The organism is Nocardioides limicola (assembly GCF_016827675.1).
GTDB classification, from domain to species: domain Bacteria; phylum Actinomycetota; class Actinomycetes; order Propionibacteriales; family Nocardioidaceae; genus Nocardioides; species Nocardioides limicola.
The window spans coordinates 609,323-629,634 of record NZ_JAERJA010000002.1; the positions used below are offsets into that span (position 1 = coordinate 609,323).

The following is a 20,312-nucleotide window of genomic DNA, read 5'->3' on the forward strand; positions in this document are numbered from 1 at the left end:
CGTGCCGGCCAGGATCACGGCGCGAACAGGTCAGTGCAGCGGGGACGCCTCGGCGCCCGCAGCGTAGGCCTCCGCGGCGTACAACAACCACGCGTGTACGCCGGCACGGCCGCCCGTCGCGTAGCCCCGCAGGTTCGACTCGTACTGGGGACGCAACGCCAGATGACCTGCCTCGGGCACCGTCAACGACTTCTCGTCCACACCACGCTCAACCAGGACCAGCCGTTCCACCGCCCGGGCCACCATCGCGTTGTGGGAGGCGAAGGGTGCCGCGGTCACCACCCCGGCATGCGCCACCGCGGCGAGCACCAACGCCGGCACCGACGTCTCCGAGGTGAGCAGCTTGGCCAGGGCCCGCAAGCTGCTGGCGGCCTCTGCGTCGCGGGGTCGCCCCAGTTCCTGCTCCGGCACCGACCCTGCCGCTGCCAGGGCATGCACCCGGGCCAGCACCTGCAACGGCGACCGGGAGAGCACCGGGACCAACCCGAGCAACTCGGTCGACACCCGCACCGCGTCGGCGGCCAACGCGTCCACATCACCGGCACGGACCTGCTCCAGGGTGCTCGCCGACCCCTCCAGCACCGCGCTGGCGTGCGCCCCCCGGAGCAGCGACTCGCCCGTCATCTCCGGCGAGGTCCGCCGCAGCCCCCGATCCCGGAGCAGGATGTCGATCCCGTCCCGGGTCGCCGCGAACGCCGACGGCACTCCCTCGAGTTCGGTCAGCCAGGCAAGTGGATCTTCGGACACGATCGACGAGCCTAGACCCCTCATCGACCCTCCGGGAGGTAGCCTCGACGCGATGGACTCCGCGCGCTACCCCCACGAGGCACTGGTCTGGCTGGCCGGCGCCGGGGGCCGCTCCGTCCTGGTCCTCGGCGACCACCTGCTCGCCGAGGCGTTGACCGCGATCGGCCACCACGCGGTGGTGGTGCCCCGCGGCAGCGACATCGTCGGCGAACCGCGCTCCGTCGACGCCGTGATCGCCGTCGGGGCGCTCCCGAAGGACCTCGATACGGTCGCCCGACTGCTGCGCCCAGGAGGTCGGCTGTCGCTGTTGCTGCCCGAGCGTGACCATCGCATCCCCTGGGCCCGCAAGCTCGATGCGGCGATCGGCGCACCCAGACCCGAGACCCCGGCCGCGCCGCTGGTCGGTGCCGGGGCCTTCGGGTTCGTCGACGAGGTCGAGTTCGGGTGCTGGGAGCCGGTGAACCGCAACGACCTCCTGGAACTGCTGCCCACCCTGCCGCACCTGGTCGACCTCGATGACGCGGACCGTGACGTGCGGATCGCTGCCGCGCTGGCGTTGTACGACGACTACGGGCGCGGGGCCGACGGCATGCAGTTGCCGTGGCGGCACCGGGTCTTCACCGCCACCGTGGTCGACCAACCGTGGCTGCCGCCCCGCTCCGAGACGCTGCTTTCCGATAGGCAGGGCTCCGACAGCCAGAGCTCCGACTCGGCCGTGCGTCAGCCCTCGGCCGGCGACCCATCGGACGAGACCCAGCCACTGGACCTCACCCCGACCGGCCAGCCGACCCCGACCGGCCGGCAGGCCGGGGCCGAGTCCGGGGCCGGGGCCGACCAGCGTCGTGACCCCGCCGCGCCCGGGATCAGCGTCGACCCGAGCGACACCGGCATGATCCTGATCGACTTCCGCTGACCGATGAGGTTCGTGCGACGCGGTCCGGCGGACAGACGGCGACGTGGACTCGGCGGGGACGCGGACCGCACCACCTTCCGTACCCTGCACACCGCCAGCCTGGCCTCCCCCGCACTGCGGGAAGGGCTGACCTCGGCCAGCGCCCAGCGGAGCATCCGGCACCTGCGCGACCTGCTCGGCGTACCCGCCCTGGCTCTGACCGACACCGCCACCGCGCTCGCCTGGGACGGGGGCGCCGGGCATCACGAGGTGGACGCACCACGGCTGGCGCTGCCTGCCGTGGACTCCGGCAGCACCAAGGTGTTCGACCGGCGCGACCTGCGCTGCGCGACGCCGGGATGCCCGCTGCGGCATGTGATCGTCAGTCCGCTGATCGTCGAGGAACGCATCGTGGGCACTCTGCAGGCCTACGCCCAAGCCACCTCGGCCGGCCTGGTACGGGCCACCGACGAGGTCGCCCAGTGGGTGTCGGGGCAACTGGAGCTCGCCGAGCTCGACGCATCCCGGACCCGTCTGATGGAAGCGGAGGTGAAGGCGCTGCGCGCCCAGATCAGTCCGCACTTCATCTACAACAGCCTCGGCGCGATCGCCTCCTTCGTGCGCACCGATCCCGACCGTGCCCGCGAACTGCTGCTCGAGTTCGCCGACTTCACCCGCTACTCGTTCCGCCGGCACGGCGAGTTCACCACCCTGGCCGAGGAGCTCAAGTCCATCGAGCGCTATCTGCTGCTCGAGCAGGCGCGGTTCGGGGACCGCCTCGCGGTGACGCTGCGGATCGCGCCGGAGGTGCTGCCGGTGGCGGTGCCGTTCCTGTGCCTGCAGCCCCTCGTCGAGAACGCGGTGCGGCACGGCCTGGCGGGCACCGCCGAGGCGACCGCCGGCGTCGGCACCATCACTATCGTGGCCCGGGACCTGGACACCGAGTGCGAGATCACGGTGGAGGACAACGGCGCCGGCGAGGACCCGGAGAAGGTACGCCGTGCGCTGGCCGGCAACCCGGTCGACCTCGCGGAGCCGGCCGACCCGGCAGTCGAAGGTGACCACGTCGGATTGGGGAACGTGGACGCACGGCTGCGCACCACGTTCGGCGACGACTACGGTCTGGTGGTGGAGACCGCCCGCGGCGCTGGCACGAAGGTGATCGTGCGAGTGCCCAAGTTCGCCCCCGGAGTGCACGCATGACCCCTTCACCCGATGGCCTCGAGGTGCTCGTCATCGATGACGAGCGCCCGGCTCTGGACGAGCTGACTTTCCTGCTCGGCCGGGATCCGCGGGTGGGCCGGGTGCACAGTTGCGACTCCGCCACCGAGGCGCTGCGGTTGCTCCAGGAGCTCGACGTCGATGTGATCTTCCTCGACATCCAGATGCCCTCCCTGACCGGCCTCGAACTGGCGCAGGTGCTGACCCGCTTCAAGGCGCCGCCACCGATCGTCTTCGTCACCGCGCACGAGGCGCATGCGGTGGAGGCGTTCGACCTGCACGCCGTCGACTACGTGCTCAAACCGGTGCGTGAGGAGCGCCTCGCCGAGGCGGTACGTCGGGTGGTGGCGCACAGCGCCCAGCCTGCGGCCGAGCCGGACGAGCAGATCCCGGTCGAGCGGGCCGGCGTGATCCGTTTCATCAATCGCTCCGACATCCGCTACGTCGAGGCCCAGGGTGACTACGCCCGGCTGCACACGGCCGACGACTCGCACCTGATCCGCGCGCCGTTGTCGACCCTGGAGGCGGAGTGGGACGGGTTCGTGCGGATCCACAGGTCGCTGCTGGTGGCGCTGGCGCACGTCGACGAGGTGCACAGCGAGCAGGGGCGCTGCAGCGTCAGCGTGGGCGGCGTACGGCTGCAGGTGAGCCGACGACACACCCGTGAACTCAAGGACCTGTTGCTGCGCAGCCGGGAGCGCCGCTGATGAGCACCGAGCCGCCGCCGCGGGTCCGGGTCACCGGGCCGCCTCGCCGGCGTACGGTGCCGCGCCGCCTGGTGGACGCCGAGTCACCTCTCGGCGAGATCTACCTGTCCTCGTTGTTGGCCGAGCAGGGGCGGCTGGCGCTCCGGGTGCTGCTGGTGCTGGCGTTGGGGGTGGCCAGCCTGCCGGCGGTGTTCTTCTTCGCCCCCGATCTGGCCGATCTTCGGCCGTTCGGGATCCCGCTGGCCTGGCTGCTGCTGGGCGTGGCCGTGCATCCGTTCCTGTGGGTGTTGGGGACGTGGTACGTGCGCAGCGCCGAACGCAACGAACGTGACTTCGTCGACCTGGTCACCGCCGTCTCCCCGACCGAGCCGGAGAAGCCGTGACCTCGCAGGCGATCTCGCTCACGGCGGTGGTGCTGGTGACCGTCGCGACCTTGGCCATCGGCACCTGGGGGCTGCGATTCTCCCGCACCACCAGCGACTTCCTGGTGGCCTCGCGGACCGTCCGTCCCCGACTGAACGCCTCCGCCATCGGGGGTGAGTACCTGTCAGCGGCCTCGTTCCTCGGGATCGCCGGGCTGGTGCTGGTCTTCGGCGCCGACATGCTCTGGTACCCGGTGGGCTGGACCGCCGGCTACCTGGTGCTGCTGGTGCTGGTGGCTGCGCCGTTGCGGCGCTCCGGCGCCTACACACTGCCCGACTTCGCCGAGGCCAGACTGGACTCGCGGCGGGTGCGAGCCCTCTGCTCGATGATGGTGGTGGCGATCGGCTGGCTCTATCTGCTGCCGCAGTTCCAGGGGGCCGGCATCACGCTGCAGGCCGCCCTCGGGGCACCGCCGTGGCTGGGTGCCGTGGCGGTGGCCGGCGTGGTGCTGATCAACGTGGTCTCCGGCGGGATGCGGTCGATCACCTTCGTCCAGGCCTTCCAGTACTGGCTCAAGCTGACCGCGCTGCTGCTGCCGGCGATCGTGCTGCTGATGGTCTGGGTGGGTGACGGGGCACCGAACCCGGTCGACGTGCCGTCGTCGGGACTGTCCGGGGACGCCTGGTCGTTGCCGCTGGGTGGCGGTGACGCCCAGGGGCTGTATCTCACCTATTCGCTGATCATCGCCACGTTCCTGGGGACGATGGGACTTCCGCACGTGGTGGTGCGGTTCTACACCAACCCCGACGGTCGGGCGGCGCGGCGGACCACGCTGGTGGTGCTGGTGCTGCTCGGCGTCTTCTATCTGCTGCCGCCGCTCTACGGCGCGTTGGGACGGGTGTACGCCGAAGCGCTGGCCGAGTCGGGCCGTAGCGACGTGCTGGTGCTGGAGCTGCCACGGCTGATGGTGCCGGGGTTGGCCGGCGAACTCCTCTCGGCCCTGGTGGTCGCTGGAGCGTTCGCCGCCTTCCTCTCCACCTCGTCCGGGCTGGGCATCGCGGTGGCCGGGGTGCTGGGGCAGGACGTGACCGGACGCCGCTTCGGACGGGGCCGGTTGAGCGGGGTGGCAGCATTCCGTGCCGGAGCGGTGATCGCGATGGCTGTCCCGCTGGTGTTGGCGCTGGCGGTGCCGGGAGTGGGGGTGGCCCGGGCAGTCGGGTTGGCCTTCGCAGTGGCGGCGTCGACCTTCTGTCCCCTGTTGCTACTGGGGATCTGGTGGCGGGGGCTGACCGAGGCCGGTGCGATCGCCGGGCTGCTGGTCGGTGGAGGCGGCTGCGGTTTCGCGGTGGCCTGGGTGATGGCCGGTGGCCAGGCATCCTCGGGGTGGGCCGGCGTACTGCTCAGTCAGCCGGCGGCCTGGAGTGTGCCGGCGGCGTTCCTGACCATGTGGCTGGTCTCGAAACTGACCCGGCGCACGGTGCCGGCGCATGTGTCCCGGTTCATGGTGCGCCTGCATTACCCGGAGCGATTGACCCGCTGACCGGCCAGAACCCCCACCTCGGCCGGCCACAAACCCCATCTCGCGCGGCCACAAACCCCACTTCGGCGGGGAGGGGAGGCGACAGGGTCACTCGTCGGTGTCACTCGTCGTAGCCCTCGTCGTCGTTGTCGTCGTTGTCGTCGTCGTTGTCGTCATCCATCCCGTCGTCGGGAGGGGTCTCACCCGGGGGGCTGTCCGGGTCGATGATGGTGGGGTCGTCCACCGGGTCATTCACCTGCGTGCATCCCGCCAATCCCAGGGAGCCGGCGAGCGCCGTGGCGGCGAGGGTGGCCTTGACACGTGAGATCTTCATCAGTTCTCCTTCGTCTCGGTTCCTTCCAGTCGTAACAGGCGACCGAACCGAAACCAAGGCATCAGATCACTGGGGAGCTGCTTGGAGCAGGCGCCGGGCGGCTGCCGCCGCCAACACCCCACCGGTGAAGACGACCACGAGACCCGGGCCGGGCATCCACCCGGAGAGGCCGACCAGACCGATCACGTGCACCACCTGCCAGATCGGCAACACCAGGGCCACGGCGGCAAGGACCACCGCATGGACGGCTCCGACCCGACGCCAGGGCATCAACGCGCCAGCGACCCCGAACACCGCCGCATAGAAGGTCCACAATCCAGGCCCGTTGGCGCCGGAGATGACGCCGGCGAAGGTGTGCAACCAGGGCAGGAAGGATCCGACGATCACCAGCACCGCGGCGAGCCCCAGGGTCTTGCGACCGGGGTGCACCTGTCGGCGGGTGCGAGGAGCTGTGAGGGTGGCCATGCACCGACTGTAGGCGCCGCTGAGCCGTCGTCGAGGGGTCACCGGTGGGGGCCGCGGCAGGCTGGCCACGACGAGCGGTGCGACGAACGGCACCAGCGCCGCGACGAACGGTCCGAACGGCCTGTGACCCCAGTCACAGCAGGCGATTCCGGGCCTCCGGACCCCGTTGACCGCGCGTTCCACACCGCCCGGCGCAGAGTGTGTCCTGAGTCACGATTTGCTCTTGACCGGCTCCCGCGCCCCTTGGTTTCGTCGTCGTCCTGCAGCCCCCCGGCTGTCCGCTTCGAACCCCACGTCCACACCCCAGGAGGAACCATGGACGACGCCGCGCGCCAGGAGTACTGGCGCCGAAATCTCAGACTGATGGCCGTACTGCTGACGATCTGGGCGCTGGTCTCCTTCGGCGCCGGCATCCTCTTCGTCGAGGCCCTGAACACGATCGTCATCGCTGGCTTCCCGCTCGGCTTCTGGTTCGCCCAGCAGGGATCGATCATCACCTTCGTGGCGCTGATCGCGATCTACGTCTGGCGGATGGACAGGCTGGACGCCGAGTTCGGCATCGACGCCTACGAGCAGGAGGTGCACCACTCATGAGCGAGGTACAGATCTGGACCTTCGGGTTCGTCGCGGTCACCTTCGGCATCTACATCTACGTGGCCTGGGCCAGCCGGGTGAAGGACACCGCAGGCTTCTACGTGGCCGGCGGCGGCATCCCCGCCCCCGCCAACGGCGCGGCGATCGCCGCCGACTGGATGAGCGCCGCGTCCTTCATCTCGATGGCCGGCCTGATCGCCCTCGGCCTCAACGGCAACGGCTACGGCGGATCGACCTACCTGATGGGTTGGACCGGCGGCTATGTGCTGCTCGCCCTGCTGCTCGCGCCGTACCTGCGCAAGTTCGGCAAGTACACGATCCCCGACTTCGTCGGCGACCGGTACTCCGAGACCGGCCGGATGGTCGCGGTGCTCTGTGCCGTGGTGGTCTCGTTCGTCTACGTCGCCGGCCAGATGGCCGGAGTCGGCGTGGTCTTCGCGAACCTGCTCAGCGTGGACCGCAACATCGGCGTGCTGATCGGCATGACGATCGTCTTCTTCTACGCGGTCCTCGGTGGCATGAAGGGCATCACCTGGACCCAGGTGTGCCAGTACACGGTGCTGATCATCGCCTACCTGATCCCCGCCATCGCGGTCTCCAGCAAGCTGACCGGCATCCCGGTGCCGCAGGTCGGCTTCGGCCGGATCCTGGAGGAGCTCAACACCTTGTCGGTGGAGCTCGGCTTCCACGAGTACACGGCGGCGTTCGCGCAGTGGAACATGATGAACATGGTGCTGATCACCGCAGCGCTGATGTTCGGCACCGCGGGTCTGCCGCACGTGATCGTCCGCTTCTACACCGCCAAGAACGTCCGCGCTGCTCGCTACTCGGCGCTGTGGGCGCTGTTCTTCATCGCGCTGCTCTACACCACCGCCCCGGCGGTCGCCTCGTACGCGAAGCTGAACATCCTCAAGAACGTCAACGGTGCCGCGCTCGCGGACCAGCCCAGCTGGTTCCACCGGTGGGCCGACGTCGGCCTGATCTCCGGCCCGGGTGGCGCTCCACTGACCGACCTGAACAACGACGGCGTGCTCAACTTCACCGGGGCCCTGTCCTCGGTGCCCACCGAGATCGCGATCAACAACGACATCCTGGTGCTCGCCTCGCCGGAGATCGGCGGACTGCCGGCCCCGGTGATCGGCCTGGTCGCCGCCGGTGCCCTCGCCGCTGCCCTGTCCACGGCGTCCGGGTTGCTGCTGGTGATCTCCTCGTCGATCGCCAACGACGTCTACCACAAGAAGATCAACCCGGCCGCTGACGAGAAGAAGCAGCTGCTGGTCGGTCGGATCGCGATGGCCGCCGCCATCCTGGTGGCCGGCTACCTCGGCATCAACCCGCCGGGATTCGTCGCCGAGGTGGTGGCGCTCGCGTTCGGCCTGGCCGCGGCCAGCTTCTTCCCGGCACTGGTCCTCGGCATCTTCTGGAAGCGGTGCACGGCAGCCGGAGCTGCCGCCGGGATGATCACCGGCATCGCGGTGACGTTGGCCTACATGGCCTGGACGTTGCCGGCGTACGGCGGCGGCGACGGGCTGTTCGGCATCGACCCGAAGGGCTTCGGCACGGTGGGCATGCTGATCAACTTCACGGTCACCATCGTGGTCTCCCAGTTCACCACGAAGCCGTCCGCGAAGATGCAGGCGCTGGTCGAGGAGATCCGTTTCCCCGGCCGCACCGACCTGGTCGCCAAGCACGCCGAGGGCGCCGACCTGCACTGACCCTCCTCCCCCCCCCCAAGGCTCCGGGGCTGCGCATCGCAACGTGATCGCAGCCCCGGAGCACCCATGGTGGGGGTGTGACGCCCACCACAACCCTCTAGGCTGGCGATCGGCCGGAAAGTAGACCCCATGACTGCGGGAGCCACCATGCCCGACGAGACACTGTCCAACCTGATGCACGAGACGCGGCGCTTCGCTCCGCCAGCCGACCTCGTCGCCGCCGCCAACGTCACTGCTGCGGCGTACGACGAGTCGGCCGCGGACCAGGAGGCCTTCTGGGCCACCCAGGCCCGGCGGCTGGACTGGGACACCGACTTCACCCGGGTCCTGGACTGGGACAACCCGCCGTTCGCCAAGTGGTTCACCGGAGGTCGGATCAACGCCGCCTACAACTGCGTCGACCGGCACGTGGCCGCCGGCCGCGGCGACCAGGTGGCGCTGCACTTCGTCGGCGAGCCCGGCGACACCCGGGACGTGACCTACGCCCAGCTGCAGGACGAGGTCTCCCAGGCGGCCAACGCGTTGGCCGCGCTCGGCGTGACCACCGGCGATCGGGTGGCCATCTACCTGCCGATGATCCCCGAGGCCGTCATCGCGATGCTCGCCTGCGCCCGGCTCGGCGCCCCGCACACGGTCGTCTTCGGTGGCTTCTCCTCCGACGCGCTGGCGTCGCGGATCACCGACTGCGGCGCCAAGGTGGTGATCACCGCCGACGGCGGCTACCGGCGTGGCGCCCCGTCCGCGTTGAAGCCGGCGGTCGACGAGGCCCGCGCCAAGGCCGCCGATCGTGACGGGCACCGCGTGGAGCGGGTGCTGGTGGTCCGTCGTACCGGTCAGGAGGTGGCCTGGGACGACGACGTCGACGTCTGGTGGCACGGCGCCGTGGCGAGCGCCTCCACCGAGCACCAGTGCGAGTTCTTCGACGCCGAGCATCCGCTGTTCGTGATGTACACCTCCGGCACCACCGGCAAGCCCAAGGGCATCCTGCACACGACCGGTGGCTACCTGGTCGGCGCGGCGTACACCCATCACGCCGTCTTCGACCTGAAGCCGGAGACGGACGTCTACTGGTGCACCGCCGACATCGGCTGGATCACCGGGCACAGCTACATCACCTACGGCCCCCTGGCCAACGGCGTCACCCAGGTGATCTACGAAGGCACCCCGGACAGCCCGCACAAGGGTCGCTGGTGGGAGATCATCCAGCAGTACGGCGTGACCATCTTCTACACCGCGCCGACGGCGATCCGGACCTTCATGAAGTGGGGCCGGGACATCCCCGGCGAGTTCGACTTGAGCTCGCTGCGGCTGCTCGGCTCGGTGGGCGAGCCGATCAACCCCGAGGCCTACGTGTGGTACCGCAATGTCATCGGTGGCGACCGCACCCCGGTCGTGGACACCTGGTGGCAGACCGAGACCGGGATGATCATGATCTCGCCGCTGCCGGGGGTCACCCACGGCAAGCCCGGGTCGGCGATGAAGGCGCTGCCCGGTGTGGGTGCCGAGGTGGTGGACGAGAACGGCGTCCCGGTGCCCAACGGCTCCGGTGGCTACCTGGTGCTCACCCAGCCCTGGCCGTCGATGCTGCGCACCCTGTGGGGCGACGACGACCGCTTCGTGGAGACCTACTGGTCGCGCTTCGCCGAACAGGGGTACTACTTCGCTGGCGACGGAGCCAAGAAGGACGAGGACGGCGACATCTGGGTGCTGGGCCGCGTGGACGACGTGATGAACGTGTCCGGGCACCGGCTCTCCACCACCGAGATCGAGTCGGCCCTGGTCTCCCACCCGAGCGTCGCCGAGGCGGCCGTGGTCGGCGCGGCCGATGAGACCACCGGTCAGGCCGTGTGTGCGTTCGTGATCCTGCGGGAGAGCGCCGCGACCGGCGGCGACGTGGTCACCGAACTGCGCAACCACGTGGCCAAGGAGATCGGCGCCATCGCCAAGCCCCGGCAGATCATGATCGTCCCCGAACTGCCGAAGACGCGGTCCGGCAAGATCATGCGCCGACTGCTCCGCGACGTCGCCGAGAACCGCAAGGTCGGCGACACGACCACGCTGGCCGACAGCTCCATCATGGACCTGATCTCGGCCGGACAGGCGACCTCCACGGAGGACTGATCCGCCCGGCCGCCAGCCGCCAGCACGGTGCCGGCCACTGCCCCTGACCTGCTCAGGGGCGGTGGCCGGCACATTGTTAGGCTGTCGCCCCAACGCACGGGGCGTAGATCCAGCCCGGGCCTGAGGACGAGCCCGGTGCTGCGCCGGCTCGACTCGTGTCCTGCAACCACCCAGCCGACGAAGGGTCTGCGATGACGTTGATGTGGCTCCTTGCGCTCCTTGCGCTGGTGCCCGTGGCCGTCGTCCCGTTGACCAGCGTGCTCGGCCGCCGTACCGGCTGGCCGGTGGCCGCCCTCTTCCTGGCACTGGCCGCGGCGATGGTACCGGCCGCCCGCACCGTGCTGGACGGCGACGTGGTCACCCAGTCGGTGGCCTGGCTGCCCGCCCTCGACGTCAACCTGACACTGCGCCTGGACGGCCTGGGGTTGATCTTCGTGATGATCGCCCTGGTGATCGGGGCGGCCGTCTTCGCCTACTCCGCCGCGTACCTGCCCGAGGGCCGCGAACTGGGCTTCTACCTGTGGATGACCGCGTTCGCGTTCGGCATGGTCGGGCTGGTGCTCGCCGACGACCTGGTCCTGCTCTTCCTCTGCTGGGAGCTGACCTCGCTGGCCTCCTTCCTGCTGATCGCCCGCTCCGGCTCGGGTGGCCAGGCGGCATCGGTGCGCACCCTGTTCATGACCTTCATCGGGGGCATCACCCTGCTGATCGCGGTGGCGCTCACCATCGTCGCCACCGGCACCACCTCGTTGTCGGAAGCGCTGGGCTCGACGGTCTGGGACGACCGGCCGGGCATCACCGCCGTGATCGCCGCGCTGGTCGCGATCGCCGGCTTCACCAAGGCGGCCCAGTTCCCGTTCCATCCGTGGCTTCCCGACGCGATGGCCGCCGCCACCCCGGTCAGTGCCTACCTGCACGCCGCAGCCGTGGTGAAGGCCGGCATCTACCTGATGCTCCGGTTCGCCGAGGCGTTCTCCGACGTCGGAGTGTGGAACGCGATGCTCATCTCGGTGGGACTCTTCACCGCAGCGATGGGTGCGCTCTTCGCCTTCCAGCAGACCGACCTGAAGCGACTGATGGCCTACTCCACCGTCAGCCAGCTCGGACTGATCACCGCCGCGATCGGGGTCGGTACGCCGAAGGCGCTCACCGCCGCGGTGATCCACACCATCGCGCACGCGCTCTTCAAGTCCGGTCTCTTCATGATGGTCGGCGTGGTGGACCATGCCGCCGGCACCCGGGACACCCGGCGGCTCCCCGCGCTGCGCAAGGTGATGCCGTGGAGCTTCGCCACCATGGTGGTCGGCACCGCTGCGATGGCCGGCCTGCCACCGCTGCTGGGCTTCGTGAGCAAGGAGACGATCCTCGCCTCGATGCTGGAGGCGCCCGGCCCCGCCTGGGTCGGCCCGGTGGCGCTGGCCGCGGCCGGGATGGGCGCGGTGCTCACCTTCGCCTACAGCGCCAAGATCGTGTTCGGCTCGTTCGTCGACGGTGAGCGCGAGATCGGTGACAGCCACGGCCCCTCGGCCGCCCTCTTCATCCCCGCGGCGCTGCCGATCTGGGCCGGCCTGCCGCTCGCCTTCGCGCTCGGCGTCGTCGACGTCCCGGTAAGCCGGGCCGTCGAGGCGATGAGCGGGGTCGCGTCCTATCCACTGCACCTGTGGCACGGGATCACCCCTGAACTGCTCGTCACCGCGGCGGTGGTGGCCGTCGGCGCGCTGGCGATGACCCAGCGGAAGGCCCTCTACCGACGGCTCGAGCGGGGCCTGCTGCCCGGCACCGGCGCCGAGGCGTTGGAGTACCTCTTCGGCCGTGCCGGCCGACTCGGTCGTTCGCTGGCCCAGATGGTGGCCTACGACCACCCCGCCCGGCACGTCGTCCCCGCCCTGATCGTGCTGTCGGTGCTGCTCGGCGCCGGCACCATCGGCGTCCTCGCCGGTGGCGACGTCCCTGCCGCCCAGCCGGGTCTGTGGCAGCCCGTCGACTGGGGCCTGCTGGCACTGATCACCCTCGGGGTCATCGGCACCAGTCTGGCCGACTCCCGGATCGCGGCGACCGTCTACCTCGGCGGTGTCGGGATCGCGGTCACCGTGCAGCTCTTCTCGTTGGGCGCACCCGACGTCGGCCTCACCCAGCTGATGGTCGAGGTGCTCACCGTGCTGGTGATCATGCTGGTGCTGCGGCAGTTGCCGGCCCGGATCGGTCACCCGTACCGGACCCACCGGCGCGCCGCCCTCACCCTGGCCCTGACCCTCGGCGCCGGCGCCGCTGCCGCGACCTGGCTGCTCACCGGCCGACGCGGCAAGTCCGACCCGGCCGAGTTCTACCTGGCCGAAGGCACCGAGGTGACCGGCGGCGACAACCTGGTGAACGTGATCCTGGTCGAGTTCCGCGCCCTGGACACCCTGGGCGAGTTGGCGGTCCTCGGCCTGGCCGGGGTCGCCATCATCGCGGTGCTGCGCACGGTTCGGACCCGCACCCTGGACCCGCCCAATCGGGTGGAGGTCGCCCAACTGCGCCCGCAGGGTCGACTCACCGACCCGCAGGCCGAACTGGCCCTGTCCGACCCGCAGAGCAACCTGCTCCCGATGCAGTTGCTGCTCCGCGTGCTGGTGCCGGCCCTGCTGGTGCTCTCGGCCGTCATCTTCTGGCGCGGCCACAACGCGCCCGGCGGCGGCTTCATCGCCGCGCTGGTCGCCTCGGCTGCGGTGGCGTTGGTGTACCTGTCCCGCCCCGAGGACCGTGCCGTCGGGCCGCGGGCCCTGCACGTCGGACTGATCGGGGGCGGCGTCCTCATCGCACTGGTCACCGGCCTGATCGGGTACGCCGACTCGTCGTTCCTGCAGCCGTTGCACGGGTACCTGGGCGGCATCCATGTCAGCACCTCGCTGCTCTTCGACGTCGGCGTCTACGCGGCCGTGCTCGGCCTGGTGATGGCCGCCTTCGACCGGCTGGGCACCGACCGACCCGACGACGTACCGGCCGAACCAGCCCGGGAGGACGCATGAGTGTGCTGCCGCTGACGGTCGCCGTGCTGGTCACGGGCGGCGTCTACCTGATGTGCCAACCGAGCCTGATCCGGATCATCTTCGGCATCACTCTGCTCTCCCACGGCGCCAACCTGATCCTGCTGGCGGCCGGGGTCACCGCCTGGCGCGGCGAGCCGCTCACCGGCCGCGGCGACCCGGCCGATGCGGCCGACCCGCTGCCGATGGCCTTCGTGCTCACCGCGATCGTGATCACCCTGGCCGTCACCGTCTTCATGCTCGCGTTGGCACGGATCGGCCACGACGACGACACCCATCACATGCCCGACACCGGAGAGGACCACCGCGCATGACCGGCCCGGCTCTCCCCCTGCTCGTGGTGGTCCCACTGCTGGCTGCCGCTCTGGGCGTGATGCTGCCCGGCCGCCTGAGCAGGATGCTGCTGGTGGTCGGCCCGTTGCTGACCACCGCCGGTGGCGCCGCCCTGGTGATGGCGCACTCGGAGACGCCGGTGATCGCCCACCACGTGGGCGGTTTCGTGCCCGGGATCGCGATCGCGTTCGTCTCCGACACCTTCACCGCGGTGATGATCACCGTCACCGGCATCACCACGCTGGCCTGCATCGCGGTGGCGATGCTCACCGGCGAGGCGCGGCTGCGCTTCTTCCCGAGCCTGGTGCTGATGCTCTCGGCGGGCGTCAACGGGGCGCTGCTGACCGGTGACCTGTTCAACCTGTTCGTCTTCATCGAAGTGATGCTGCTGCCCTCGTACGCGCTGATCGCGATGACGGGCACCTGGCGACGGCTCGGCATCGGCCGGCTCTTCGTGGTCCTCAACCTGGCCACGTCGACGATCTTCCTGATCGGCGTCGGCCTGGTCTACGGAGTCGCCGGCTCGGTCAACATCGCGGTGCTCAGCGAGATGGATGCCGAGGACCCCCGGTTCCTGCTCGCGGTCTCGGTGGTGCTGCTGGCACTCACCGTCAAGGCCGGCGTGGTCCCGGTGCACGGGTGGCTGCCCCGCTCCTATCCGGCCACCTCGGCCACGGTGATGGCACTCTTCTCGGCGCTGCACACCAAGGTCGCCATCTATGCGATCTACCGGATCCACCAGGTCGTCCTCGACGGCGCCCCGGCGTGGATCACCCTGGTGTTGATCCTGGTCACGGTGACGATGGTGGTCGGCGGCTACGGCTCGCTGGGCGAGAAGATGATCCGGCGCAGCCTGTCCTGGCAGATGGTCGCCGGGGTGGGCTACATCCTCGCCGGTCTCGGCATCGGCACCCAACTCGGACTGGCTGCCGGCTTCTTCTACATGATCCATCACATCCTGGTGATGGGGTCACTGCTGCTGGCCTCGGCTGCCATCGAGCACGCCTACCGGACCAACCAGTTCGTGGGCCTGTCCGGGCTGATGCGGCGGGAGCCGGTGCTGGCCGTGCTCGCCGCGCTCGGGATGGGGTCGCTGATCGGCTTCCCGCCGTCCTCGGGCTTCTTCGGCAAGGTCGGGCTCGTCCGCGCCGCCGCCGAACTCGACGGCCTGCAGCTGTGGCTGGTGCTCACCGCGATCCTGGTCGCCAGCATCGGCACCCTGCTGGCGATGGTCAAAATGTGGAGCGAGGTCTTCTGGGGTCCGCCGATCGAGGAGCTGCCCTGCTACGGCCGCGGCCGAGGCGTGCCGGTGCCGTTCCCGCACGGGACCCGGATCCGCCGCCGTACCCTGCTGCCGTCGGCGGCGCTGCTGGGCGCCTCGCTGCTGCTGTTCTTCGTGCCCGGCCCGGTCTGGGAGCTCTGCCTGCAGGCAGCGAGCGGCCTGCTCGACGTCTCCGGGTACGCCGAGGCGGTGATGTCGCGATGACCGGACTCCGTCTGCTCTTCGGGTACGCACCGTGGCTGGCCTGGCAGTTGACCGTCGCCGTGGTGCGGTTGGCGGCCGACGTGTGTACGCCGGGCAGCACCCAGCGTCCGCGCATCGTCAAACTGTCGATGCAGGGCCTGTCGGACCTGGAGGTGACCCTGTTGACCAGTTCGATCACCATCACCCCCGGCACCCTCGTGCTCGGCATCGCCCCGGAGAGCGAGCACGGACCCCGGGTCGCGTTCGTTCAGGCACTCTTCGGTGCCGACCAGCGGTCCGTGATGGCCGACCTGGAACACATGCGCGACAAGGTGCAGGCCGCCTTCGGAAGCCGTGGCCCGGGAGGTGCCCGATGACCTGGCTCATCGTCGCTGCCATCGCCGTGGTGATCGTCGCCTCGGCGCTGGGCACCCTGCAGGTGGCCAAGGGGCCCGATGACGCCACCCGTGCCGTCGTCGGTGACCTGCTGTTCTTCTGCGCCGCCGCCATCTTCGTGCTGGTCGGGGTGCTGCGCTCCACCTCGGTGCTCTTCGACGTGGTGCTGTTGGCGACCCTGTGCGGGATCATGGCCACCGCCGCGTTGGCCCGGATGCTCACCCGGGGGGAACGATGACCTGGTCGAACGCCGGAGCGCTCGGCGCCGGAGTGCTGATGCTGCTGGGGTCGCTGTTCTTCCTGGTCACCGCGTTGGGGATGCTGCGGTCCAAGGACGCGATCAGCAGAGTCAACAACCTCAGCCCCGCGACCGGCGCCGGACTGCCGCTGATCATCGCCGGGGCCGCCCTCTTCGACTTCGCCCACGGCGACCTCACGGTGCTTGACGGGGTGAAGGCGGCGGCCGCCATCTCTGCCTCGCTGATCGTCTCGTCGGTGGCCAGCAACATGCTCGGCCGAGCCGCCTACCGTGCCCAGACCGAGCTCGACCCGCGGACGCTGAGCAACGCGCTGGAGCCCTACGAGTCCCTCGACGAGGCCGCTGCCACGCCCAGGGAGCAGCGGCGGGGCGATGAGCCGCCTCCCCCGACCACCCATGAGGGTAAGGTCTGAACCGAACTGTGACCGCATGACACCCGGCAGAGAGCAGAGCACATGGCACCCGCACCGGTGAACGACACCGAGCCCACCATCGGCAAGTTGGTCGCGGACGTCACCGGCGACTTCTCCGCGCTGGCGCGCCAAGAGATCCAGCTGCTCAAGTCCGAGCTCAAGCTCAGCGTCAAGGCCGGGGGCTTCGGTCTCGCCTTCTTCGCCGTCGCCGGTTTCCTGGCGCTGATGTCGCTGATCCTCGGCTCGGTGGCACTGGCGCACCTGATCCACTGGAACGGCGCCGGCCTGTCGCTGCACTGGGCCTACCTGATCGTGACCGGGCTCTATCTGGCCGCGGCCGCACTCTGTGGCTTCCTCGGCTACCGGTACGTGAAGCGGATCTCCGCGCCGACCGAGAGCGTGGAGCAGTTGCAATTGAGCAAGCAGGCGATCACCGGCGGCCCCGCTCTCTGAGCAGCGCCGGCTCAGCCGGTGGCACAGTTCCCGGTGTCCACCGCGCGCGAATTGAGCACCCCCGCCGCCGCAGCCTCCCGCACCTGCTCCGCAGTGAGCGCATAGCCGGTATCGGCGTCGGTGACCGAGGCTGCGAAGACCACGCCCACCACGTCGCCACGGGGTGAGACCAACGGTCCACCGGAGTTGCCCGGCCGGATCAGGCCGCGGACCGAGTAGACGTCCCGCAGCACCGAACCGCGGCCGTAGATGTCGGGCGAGCGCAGCCGCTGCTCGGCCCGGATCCGGCCGCCCTGCACGTCGTACGGACCGTCGTTGGGGTAACCCAGGATCGCGATCGGATCGCCTTCGCCTGCGTTGAAGTTGAAGCTCAGCGTCCGACGGTCGCCATCGTCGACAGCGAGTACGGCGACATCGATCTGCGGGTCGTAGTGCACCACCCGCGCCGGCCTCCGCTCCCCACCGATCACCACGAACGGGTCGTTGACGCCGGCCACCACGTGCGCGTTGGTCATCAGCCGGTCATCGGCGTACAGGAAGCCAGAGCCCTCCACGCCACGTCCACAACGGTTGTTGCCGACCACCTTGAGCACGCTCTCGCGCGCCGCATCGATGCCGGGTCGGCCGGTCAGATCCGCCGGCGGCGGGTCGACGGCGACGATCCGCTCCGGGGCGAAGGGCTCCAGGTAGCGGGGGAAGAAGGTGGTGCCGACCACGTTGTTGAACTGGTTCAGCAGGCCACGCGCCTGCGCGGGGAGCACCGAGTCCACCTGGGCGAGCACCGCCGAGGAACGCACCTGCGGCGTGAGACCGGTGATCCGGGACCCCGAGATCGCCACCCCGAGCGCCCAGGCGACCAACAGCACCGCCATCGCCGCCAGCAGCGCGCCGCCGATCGCGTCCACCGCCCGGACCGGCTGCCACGCGATCTTCTCCCGGATCCGAGCTCCGTAGTGCTGCAGGCTGGCCTGGCCCAGACTGGCCGCCAGGATCACCAGGAAGATGGCGGCCAGGGTCACCCAGATGGACGGTGCCGCATCCCCGAGGGCGATCGGCACCAGCCAGATCCCGAGCGCGCCGCCGGCGAGCAGGCCGGTGGTGGCGAAGGCGCCGGTGACGAAGCCCTGCCAGTAGCCCGACAGGGCGTAGGCCAGGACGACGGTGACCAGCACCCAGTCGAGGACGTTCATGCGTCATCCTCCAGATCCAGGCGAGTGTTGGCGGGCAACTCGAAGGCGGTCGGCTGGCCCCGCATCATGTGCGAGGGGATCTGCCGCTCCTGCTGCTCGTCCCAGGGGCGGGTCCAGCCGATGAAGTCGAAGAGCCTCGAGATGATCCCGGCGGTGAACCCCCACAGGATCACCTCGTTGTCCTGGCCGATCAGGAAGCCGGGGCCCCGCCAGCCGCTGGGATGCACCACACTGACCCGGTTGTCGGGCTCGAGCAGTTCCTCGATCACCACGTGATGGATGTCGTGCACCTCCTCGGGGCTGCGCACCCCCACCTCGCCCGGCTCGTGCCACCAGCCGAGCACCGGCGTGACCGCGAAGTTGCTCGGAGGCAACCACAGCTCGGGAAGTTCACCGAAGACGGTCACCCCCGCAGCATCGAGCCCCACCTCCTCGTGAGCCTCACGCAACGCTGCCTGCACCGGTGTCTCACCCAGGTCGACACCGCCACCGGGGAAGGAGACCTGCCCCGGGTGGGAGCGCATGTGGTGCGCACGCTCGGTGAGCAGCAGTTCACCGCCGCGGCCACCCTCACCGAACAGCATCAGCACCGCGCCACGGCGCAGCGTGTCGTCGTTGGCCGGGGGCATGAAGCGGGTCAACTCGTGCACGGTGATCCGGTCGACGGCCTCGCGCACCGGATGGAGCCACTCCGGCAGCCCGGACGTCTCCGGCAGCCCGGAGCTTCCCGCTCCCCCGGACATCACAGGTCCACCCCAAGGTGCTCGGTGACCAACTCCACCAACGCGGCCACCTCCTTGATCTCCACATAGTCACGATGCACCACCCGACCGTCAGCGTCGACCAGCATCAGGAACGGCAGCCCACGCAGGTTCGGCACCGGGTCGGCTCCGGACAAGTCTGCCTGCGGGTCGGCCAACAACGGGTAGGTGACACCCGTGTCCGCGACCAGTTGCATGGCCGCCACGCTCTGCACGTCCTCGTAGTCGATGCCGAGTACGCCGACCTGATCGCCGTACCGCTCCCAGAACTCCTGCAGGATCGGCATCTCGTGCCGACACGGCGCGCACCAGGATGCCCACAGGTTCACCACCAGCGGGCCACGCAGGCCGGACAGGTCCACGTCGGGTCCGCCACCGAAGCAGGGCAGCGTGATCGGCGGTAGACCGCCGGCCACCGGCGCGCCGGTGCCGGGCTCGCACTCGGCGACACCGGCGGCCGCTTTCATGGCGCGGAGCTCGGGGGTGTCCACCTCGATGTCGGCCGGCCCCACCACCGGCACCCGGAACCGGGGCTCGTCCGGATCTCCCTGACATCCGGCCGCCAGCAACGCCACCACGATGAGCGCGGCGACCGCCCGTGCCCTCATGCCCGGCCCTCGGTCCGCACCAGCAGCGCCGACTCCTCAGGATCGGTCGGACCCTCGCCGTACGAGGGACACCAGCGGGCCACCGGGCAGGCGCCGCAGGCGGGGGTGCGCGCGTGGCAGCGGCGCCGCCCGTGCCAGATCAGGTGATGGGAGAGCATCGTCCAGTCCCGCTTGGGGAAGAGCGCCCCGATCTCGTGCTCGACCTTGACCGGATCGGTCTGCTCGGTCCAACCGAAGCGACGCACCAACCGTCCGAAGTGGGTGTCGACGGTGATGCCGGGCACGTCGAAGGCGTTGCCGAGGACCACGTTGGCGGTCTTGCGCCCGACGCCTGGCAGCTTCACCAGATCGTCGAGGCGGCCCGGCACCTCACCACCGTGGTGCTCCACCAGGGCGGCACTGAGTTTCAGCAACGACTCGGTCTTGGCCCGGAAGAAGCCGAGTGGCCCGACGATCTGCTCGAGGTGGTCCCGATCGGCAGCCGCCATCGCAGCCGCGTCCGGGTACGCCGCGAACAGGGTCGGCCGGACCGCATTGACCCGCCGGTCGGTGGTCTGGGCCGAGAGGACGGTGACCACCAGCAACTCGAAGGGGTTGTCGAAGTCGAGTTCGCAGCGTGCGTCGGGGTAGGTTTCGGCCAGTACCCTGTTGATCCGGCGGGCACGGCGGACCAGGGCGGTCCTCGTCTCCCCGGCGGGGCTGTTCTGCGGCACCCGACCACCCTACGGGG

22 protein-coding genes are annotated in these 20,312 nt (G+C 70.0%); 15 read left to right on the forward strand and 7 right to left on the reverse strand.

What is annotated here, in order from left to right:
* Positions 1-30: 30 nt before the first annotated feature.
* Positions 31-747 (reverse strand): oxidoreductase, encoded by a 717-nt coding sequence (locus JKG67_RS06945; protein ID WP_203336525.1) that lies wholly within the window; start codon positions 745-747, stop codon positions 31-33.
* Between the two features lie 52 nt (positions 748-799).
* Here JKG67_RS06945 and JKG67_RS06950 point away from each other — a divergent pair, with 52 nt between their 5' ends.
* The 5 genes from JKG67_RS06950 to JKG67_RS06970 are packed head-to-tail and all read left to right on the forward strand — an operon-like array spanning position 800 to position 5,470.
* Positions 800-1,660: an MDR/zinc-dependent alcohol dehydrogenase-like family protein gene (locus JKG67_RS06950; RefSeq protein ID WP_203336526.1), complete on the forward strand. Its 861-nt coding sequence runs from the start codon at positions 800-802 to the stop codon at positions 1,658-1,660.
* Positions 1,661-1,672: 12 nt separating this feature from the next.
* Complete coding sequence (locus JKG67_RS06955; RefSeq protein ID WP_307816463.1) at positions 1,673-2,842, forward strand: sensor histidine kinase; 1,170 nt, start codon at positions 1,673-1,675, stop codon at positions 2,840-2,842.
* Positions 2,839-3,567, forward strand: a complete 729-nt coding sequence (locus JKG67_RS06960; protein ID WP_203336528.1) for a LytR/AlgR family response regulator transcription factor — start codon at positions 2,839-2,841, stop codon at positions 3,565-3,567. The genes JKG67_RS06955 and JKG67_RS06960 overlap by 4 nt, the downstream gene beginning before the upstream one ends.
* Entirely contained in the window at positions 3,567-3,950 is a 384-nt protein-coding gene (locus JKG67_RS06965; RefSeq protein WP_203336529.1) for a DUF485 domain-containing protein, read from the forward strand. The genes JKG67_RS06960 and JKG67_RS06965 overlap by 1 nt, the downstream gene beginning before the upstream one ends.
* Positions 3,947-5,470 carry a sodium/solute symporter gene (locus tag JKG67_RS06970; protein WP_203336530.1) on the forward strand — a complete coding sequence of 508 codons (1,524 nt, stop codon included), beginning with the start codon at positions 3,947-3,949 and terminating at the stop codon, positions 5,468-5,470. The genes JKG67_RS06965 and JKG67_RS06970 overlap by 4 nt, the downstream gene beginning before the upstream one ends.
* 100 nt (positions 5,471-5,570) lie before the next feature.
* Here the strand turns inward: JKG67_RS06970 and JKG67_RS06975 are convergent, their stop codons facing one another.
* Complete coding sequence (locus JKG67_RS06975; RefSeq protein WP_203336531.1) at positions 5,571-5,783, reverse strand: hypothetical protein; 213 nt, start codon at positions 5,781-5,783, stop codon at positions 5,571-5,573.
* Between the two features lie 66 nt (positions 5,784-5,849).
* The gene (locus tag JKG67_RS06980; RefSeq protein WP_203336532.1) at positions 5,850-6,248 is read right to left on the reverse strand and encodes a hypothetical protein; all 399 of its coding nucleotides are present in this window, start codon (positions 6,246-6,248) and stop codon (positions 5,850-5,852) included.
* A gap of 315 nt (positions 6,249-6,563) precedes the next feature.
* On the opposite strand from JKG67_RS06980, the gene JKG67_RS06985 reads away from it, so the two are divergent.
* The 10 genes from JKG67_RS06985 (at position 6,564) to JKG67_RS07030 (ending at position 17,023) form a co-directional block, all read left to right on the forward strand.
* On the forward strand, positions 6,564-6,842 hold the full coding sequence (locus JKG67_RS06985; protein WP_203336533.1) for a DUF4212 domain-containing protein: 279 nt from the start codon (positions 6,564-6,566) through the stop codon (positions 6,840-6,842).
* The gene (locus tag JKG67_RS06990; RefSeq protein ID WP_203336534.1) at positions 6,839-8,557 is read left to right on the forward strand and encodes a sodium:solute symporter family protein; all 1,719 of its coding nucleotides are present in this window, start codon (positions 6,839-6,841) and stop codon (positions 8,555-8,557) included. The genes JKG67_RS06985 and JKG67_RS06990 overlap by 4 nt, the downstream gene beginning before the upstream one ends.
* A 129-nt stretch (positions 8,558-8,686) precedes the next feature.
* A complete protein-coding gene (gene acs / locus JKG67_RS06995) occupies positions 8,687-10,678 on the forward strand; it encodes an acetate--CoA ligase (RefSeq protein WP_372442045.1) in 1,992 nt (663 codons plus the stop codon).
* A 191-nt stretch (positions 10,679-10,869) separates the two neighbouring features.
* Positions 10,870-13,686: a DUF4040 family protein gene (locus JKG67_RS07000; RefSeq protein ID WP_203336535.1), complete on the forward strand. Its 2,817-nt coding sequence runs from the start codon at positions 10,870-10,872 to the stop codon at positions 13,684-13,686.
* A complete protein-coding gene (locus tag JKG67_RS07005; protein ID WP_203336536.1) occupies positions 13,683-14,018 on the forward strand; it encodes a sodium:proton antiporter in 336 nt (111 codons plus the stop codon). The genes JKG67_RS07000 and JKG67_RS07005 overlap by 4 nt, the downstream gene beginning before the upstream one ends.
* Entirely contained in the window at positions 14,015-15,523 is a 1,509-nt protein-coding gene (locus JKG67_RS07010; protein WP_203336537.1) for a monovalent cation/H+ antiporter subunit D family protein, read from the forward strand. The genes JKG67_RS07005 and JKG67_RS07010 overlap by 4 nt, the downstream gene beginning before the upstream one ends.
* Positions 15,457-15,879: a Na+/H+ antiporter subunit E gene (locus JKG67_RS07015; RefSeq protein ID WP_238998129.1), complete on the forward strand. Its 423-nt coding sequence runs from the start codon at positions 15,457-15,459 to the stop codon at positions 15,877-15,879. Before JKG67_RS07010 ends, JKG67_RS07015 begins: the two co-directional genes overlap by 67 nt.
* Positions 15,876-16,136, forward strand: coding sequence for an MrpF/PhaF family protein (locus JKG67_RS07020; protein WP_203336538.1), 261 nt, complete (start codon positions 15,876-15,878; stop codon positions 16,134-16,136). Before JKG67_RS07015 ends, JKG67_RS07020 begins: the two co-directional genes overlap by 4 nt.
* Positions 16,133-16,570, forward strand: coding sequence for a monovalent cation/H(+) antiporter subunit G (locus tag JKG67_RS07025; RefSeq protein ID WP_203336539.1), 438 nt, complete (start codon positions 16,133-16,135; stop codon positions 16,568-16,570). Before JKG67_RS07020 ends, JKG67_RS07025 begins: the two co-directional genes overlap by 4 nt.
* Before the next feature lie 42 nt (positions 16,571-16,612).
* Positions 16,613-17,023 carry a phage holin family protein gene (locus JKG67_RS07030; protein ID WP_203336540.1) on the forward strand — a complete coding sequence of 137 codons (411 nt, stop codon included), beginning with the start codon at positions 16,613-16,615 and terminating at the stop codon, positions 17,021-17,023.
* Between the two features lie 11 nt (positions 17,024-17,034).
* On the opposite strand, the gene JKG67_RS07035 is transcribed toward JKG67_RS07030, so the two are convergent.
* Genes JKG67_RS07035 through nth form a run of 4 tightly spaced genes read right to left on the reverse strand, consistent with a single transcriptional unit; the run spans position 17,035 to position 20,295 of the window.
* Positions 17,035-18,213: a MarP family serine protease gene (locus JKG67_RS07035; RefSeq protein WP_203336541.1), complete on the reverse strand. Its 1,179-nt coding sequence runs from the start codon at positions 18,211-18,213 to the stop codon at positions 17,035-17,037.
* Complete coding sequence (locus JKG67_RS07040; RefSeq protein ID WP_238997985.1) at positions 18,210-18,956, reverse strand: NUDIX hydrolase; 747 nt, start codon at positions 18,954-18,956, stop codon at positions 18,210-18,212. Before JKG67_RS07040 ends, JKG67_RS07035 begins: the two co-directional genes overlap by 4 nt.
* The gene (locus JKG67_RS07045; RefSeq protein ID WP_203336542.1) at positions 18,956-19,582 is read right to left on the reverse strand and encodes a TlpA family protein disulfide reductase; all 627 of its coding nucleotides are present in this window, start codon (positions 19,580-19,582) and stop codon (positions 18,956-18,958) included. The genes JKG67_RS07040 and JKG67_RS07045 overlap by 1 nt, the downstream gene beginning before the upstream one ends.
* Positions 19,579-20,295 (reverse strand): endonuclease III, encoded by a 717-nt coding sequence (nth, locus tag JKG67_RS07050; protein WP_307816464.1) that lies wholly within the window; start codon positions 20,293-20,295, stop codon positions 19,579-19,581. Before nth ends, JKG67_RS07045 begins: the two co-directional genes overlap by 4 nt.
* Between the last annotated feature and the right edge of the window lie 17 nt (positions 20,296-20,312).

Bases quoted from the DNA above. Each gene is read 5' to 3' on its own strand.
- JKG67_RS06950 (WP_203336526.1), top strand. From the start codon at position 800: ATGGACTCCGCGCGCTACCCCCACGAGGCACTGGTCTGGCTGGCCGGC.
- JKG67_RS06960 (WP_203336528.1), top strand. From the start codon at position 2,839: ATGACCCCTTCACCCGATGGCCTCGAGGTGCTCGTCATCGATGACGAG.
- JKG67_RS06965 (WP_203336529.1), top strand. From the start codon at position 3,567: ATGAGCACCGAGCCGCCGCCGCGGGTCCGGGTCACCGGGCCGCCTCGC.
- JKG67_RS06975 (WP_203336531.1), bottom strand. From the start codon at position 5,783: ATGAAGATCTCACGTGTCAAGGCCACCCTCGCCGCCACGGCGCTCGCC.
- JKG67_RS06980 (WP_203336532.1), bottom strand. From the start codon at position 6,248: ATGGCCACCCTCACAGCTCCTCGCACCCGCCGACAGGTGCACCCCGGT.
- JKG67_RS06985 (WP_203336533.1), top strand. From the start codon at position 6,564: ATGGACGACGCCGCGCGCCAGGAGTACTGGCGCCGAAATCTCAGACTG.
- JKG67_RS06990 (WP_203336534.1), top strand. From the start codon at position 6,839: ATGAGCGAGGTACAGATCTGGACCTTCGGGTTCGTCGCGGTCACCTTC.
- acs (WP_372442045.1), top strand. From the start codon at position 8,687: ATGACTGCGGGAGCCACCATGCCCGACGAGACACTGTCCAACCTGATG.
- JKG67_RS07000 (WP_203336535.1), top strand. From the start codon at position 10,870: ATGACGTTGATGTGGCTCCTTGCGCTCCTTGCGCTGGTGCCCGTGGCC.
- JKG67_RS07005 (WP_203336536.1), top strand. From the start codon at position 13,683: ATGAGTGTGCTGCCGCTGACGGTCGCCGTGCTGGTCACGGGCGGCGTC.
- JKG67_RS07010 (WP_203336537.1), top strand. From the start codon at position 14,015: ATGACCGGCCCGGCTCTCCCCCTGCTCGTGGTGGTCCCACTGCTGGCT.
- JKG67_RS07020 (WP_203336538.1), top strand. From the start codon at position 15,876: ATGACCTGGCTCATCGTCGCTGCCATCGCCGTGGTGATCGTCGCCTCG.
- JKG67_RS07025 (WP_203336539.1), top strand. From the start codon at position 16,133: ATGACCTGGTCGAACGCCGGAGCGCTCGGCGCCGGAGTGCTGATGCTG.
- JKG67_RS07030 (WP_203336540.1), top strand. From the start codon at position 16,613: ATGGCACCCGCACCGGTGAACGACACCGAGCCCACCATCGGCAAGTTG.
- JKG67_RS07035 (WP_203336541.1), bottom strand. From the start codon at position 18,213: ATGAACGTCCTCGACTGGGTGCTGGTCACCGTCGTCCTGGCCTACGCC.
- JKG67_RS07040 (WP_238997985.1), bottom strand. From the start codon at position 18,956: ATGTCCGGGGGAGCGGGAAGCTCCGGGCTGCCGGAGACGTCCGGGCTG.
- JKG67_RS07045 (WP_203336542.1), bottom strand. From the start codon at position 19,582: ATGAGGGCACGGGCGGTCGCCGCGCTCATCGTGGTGGCGTTGCTGGCG.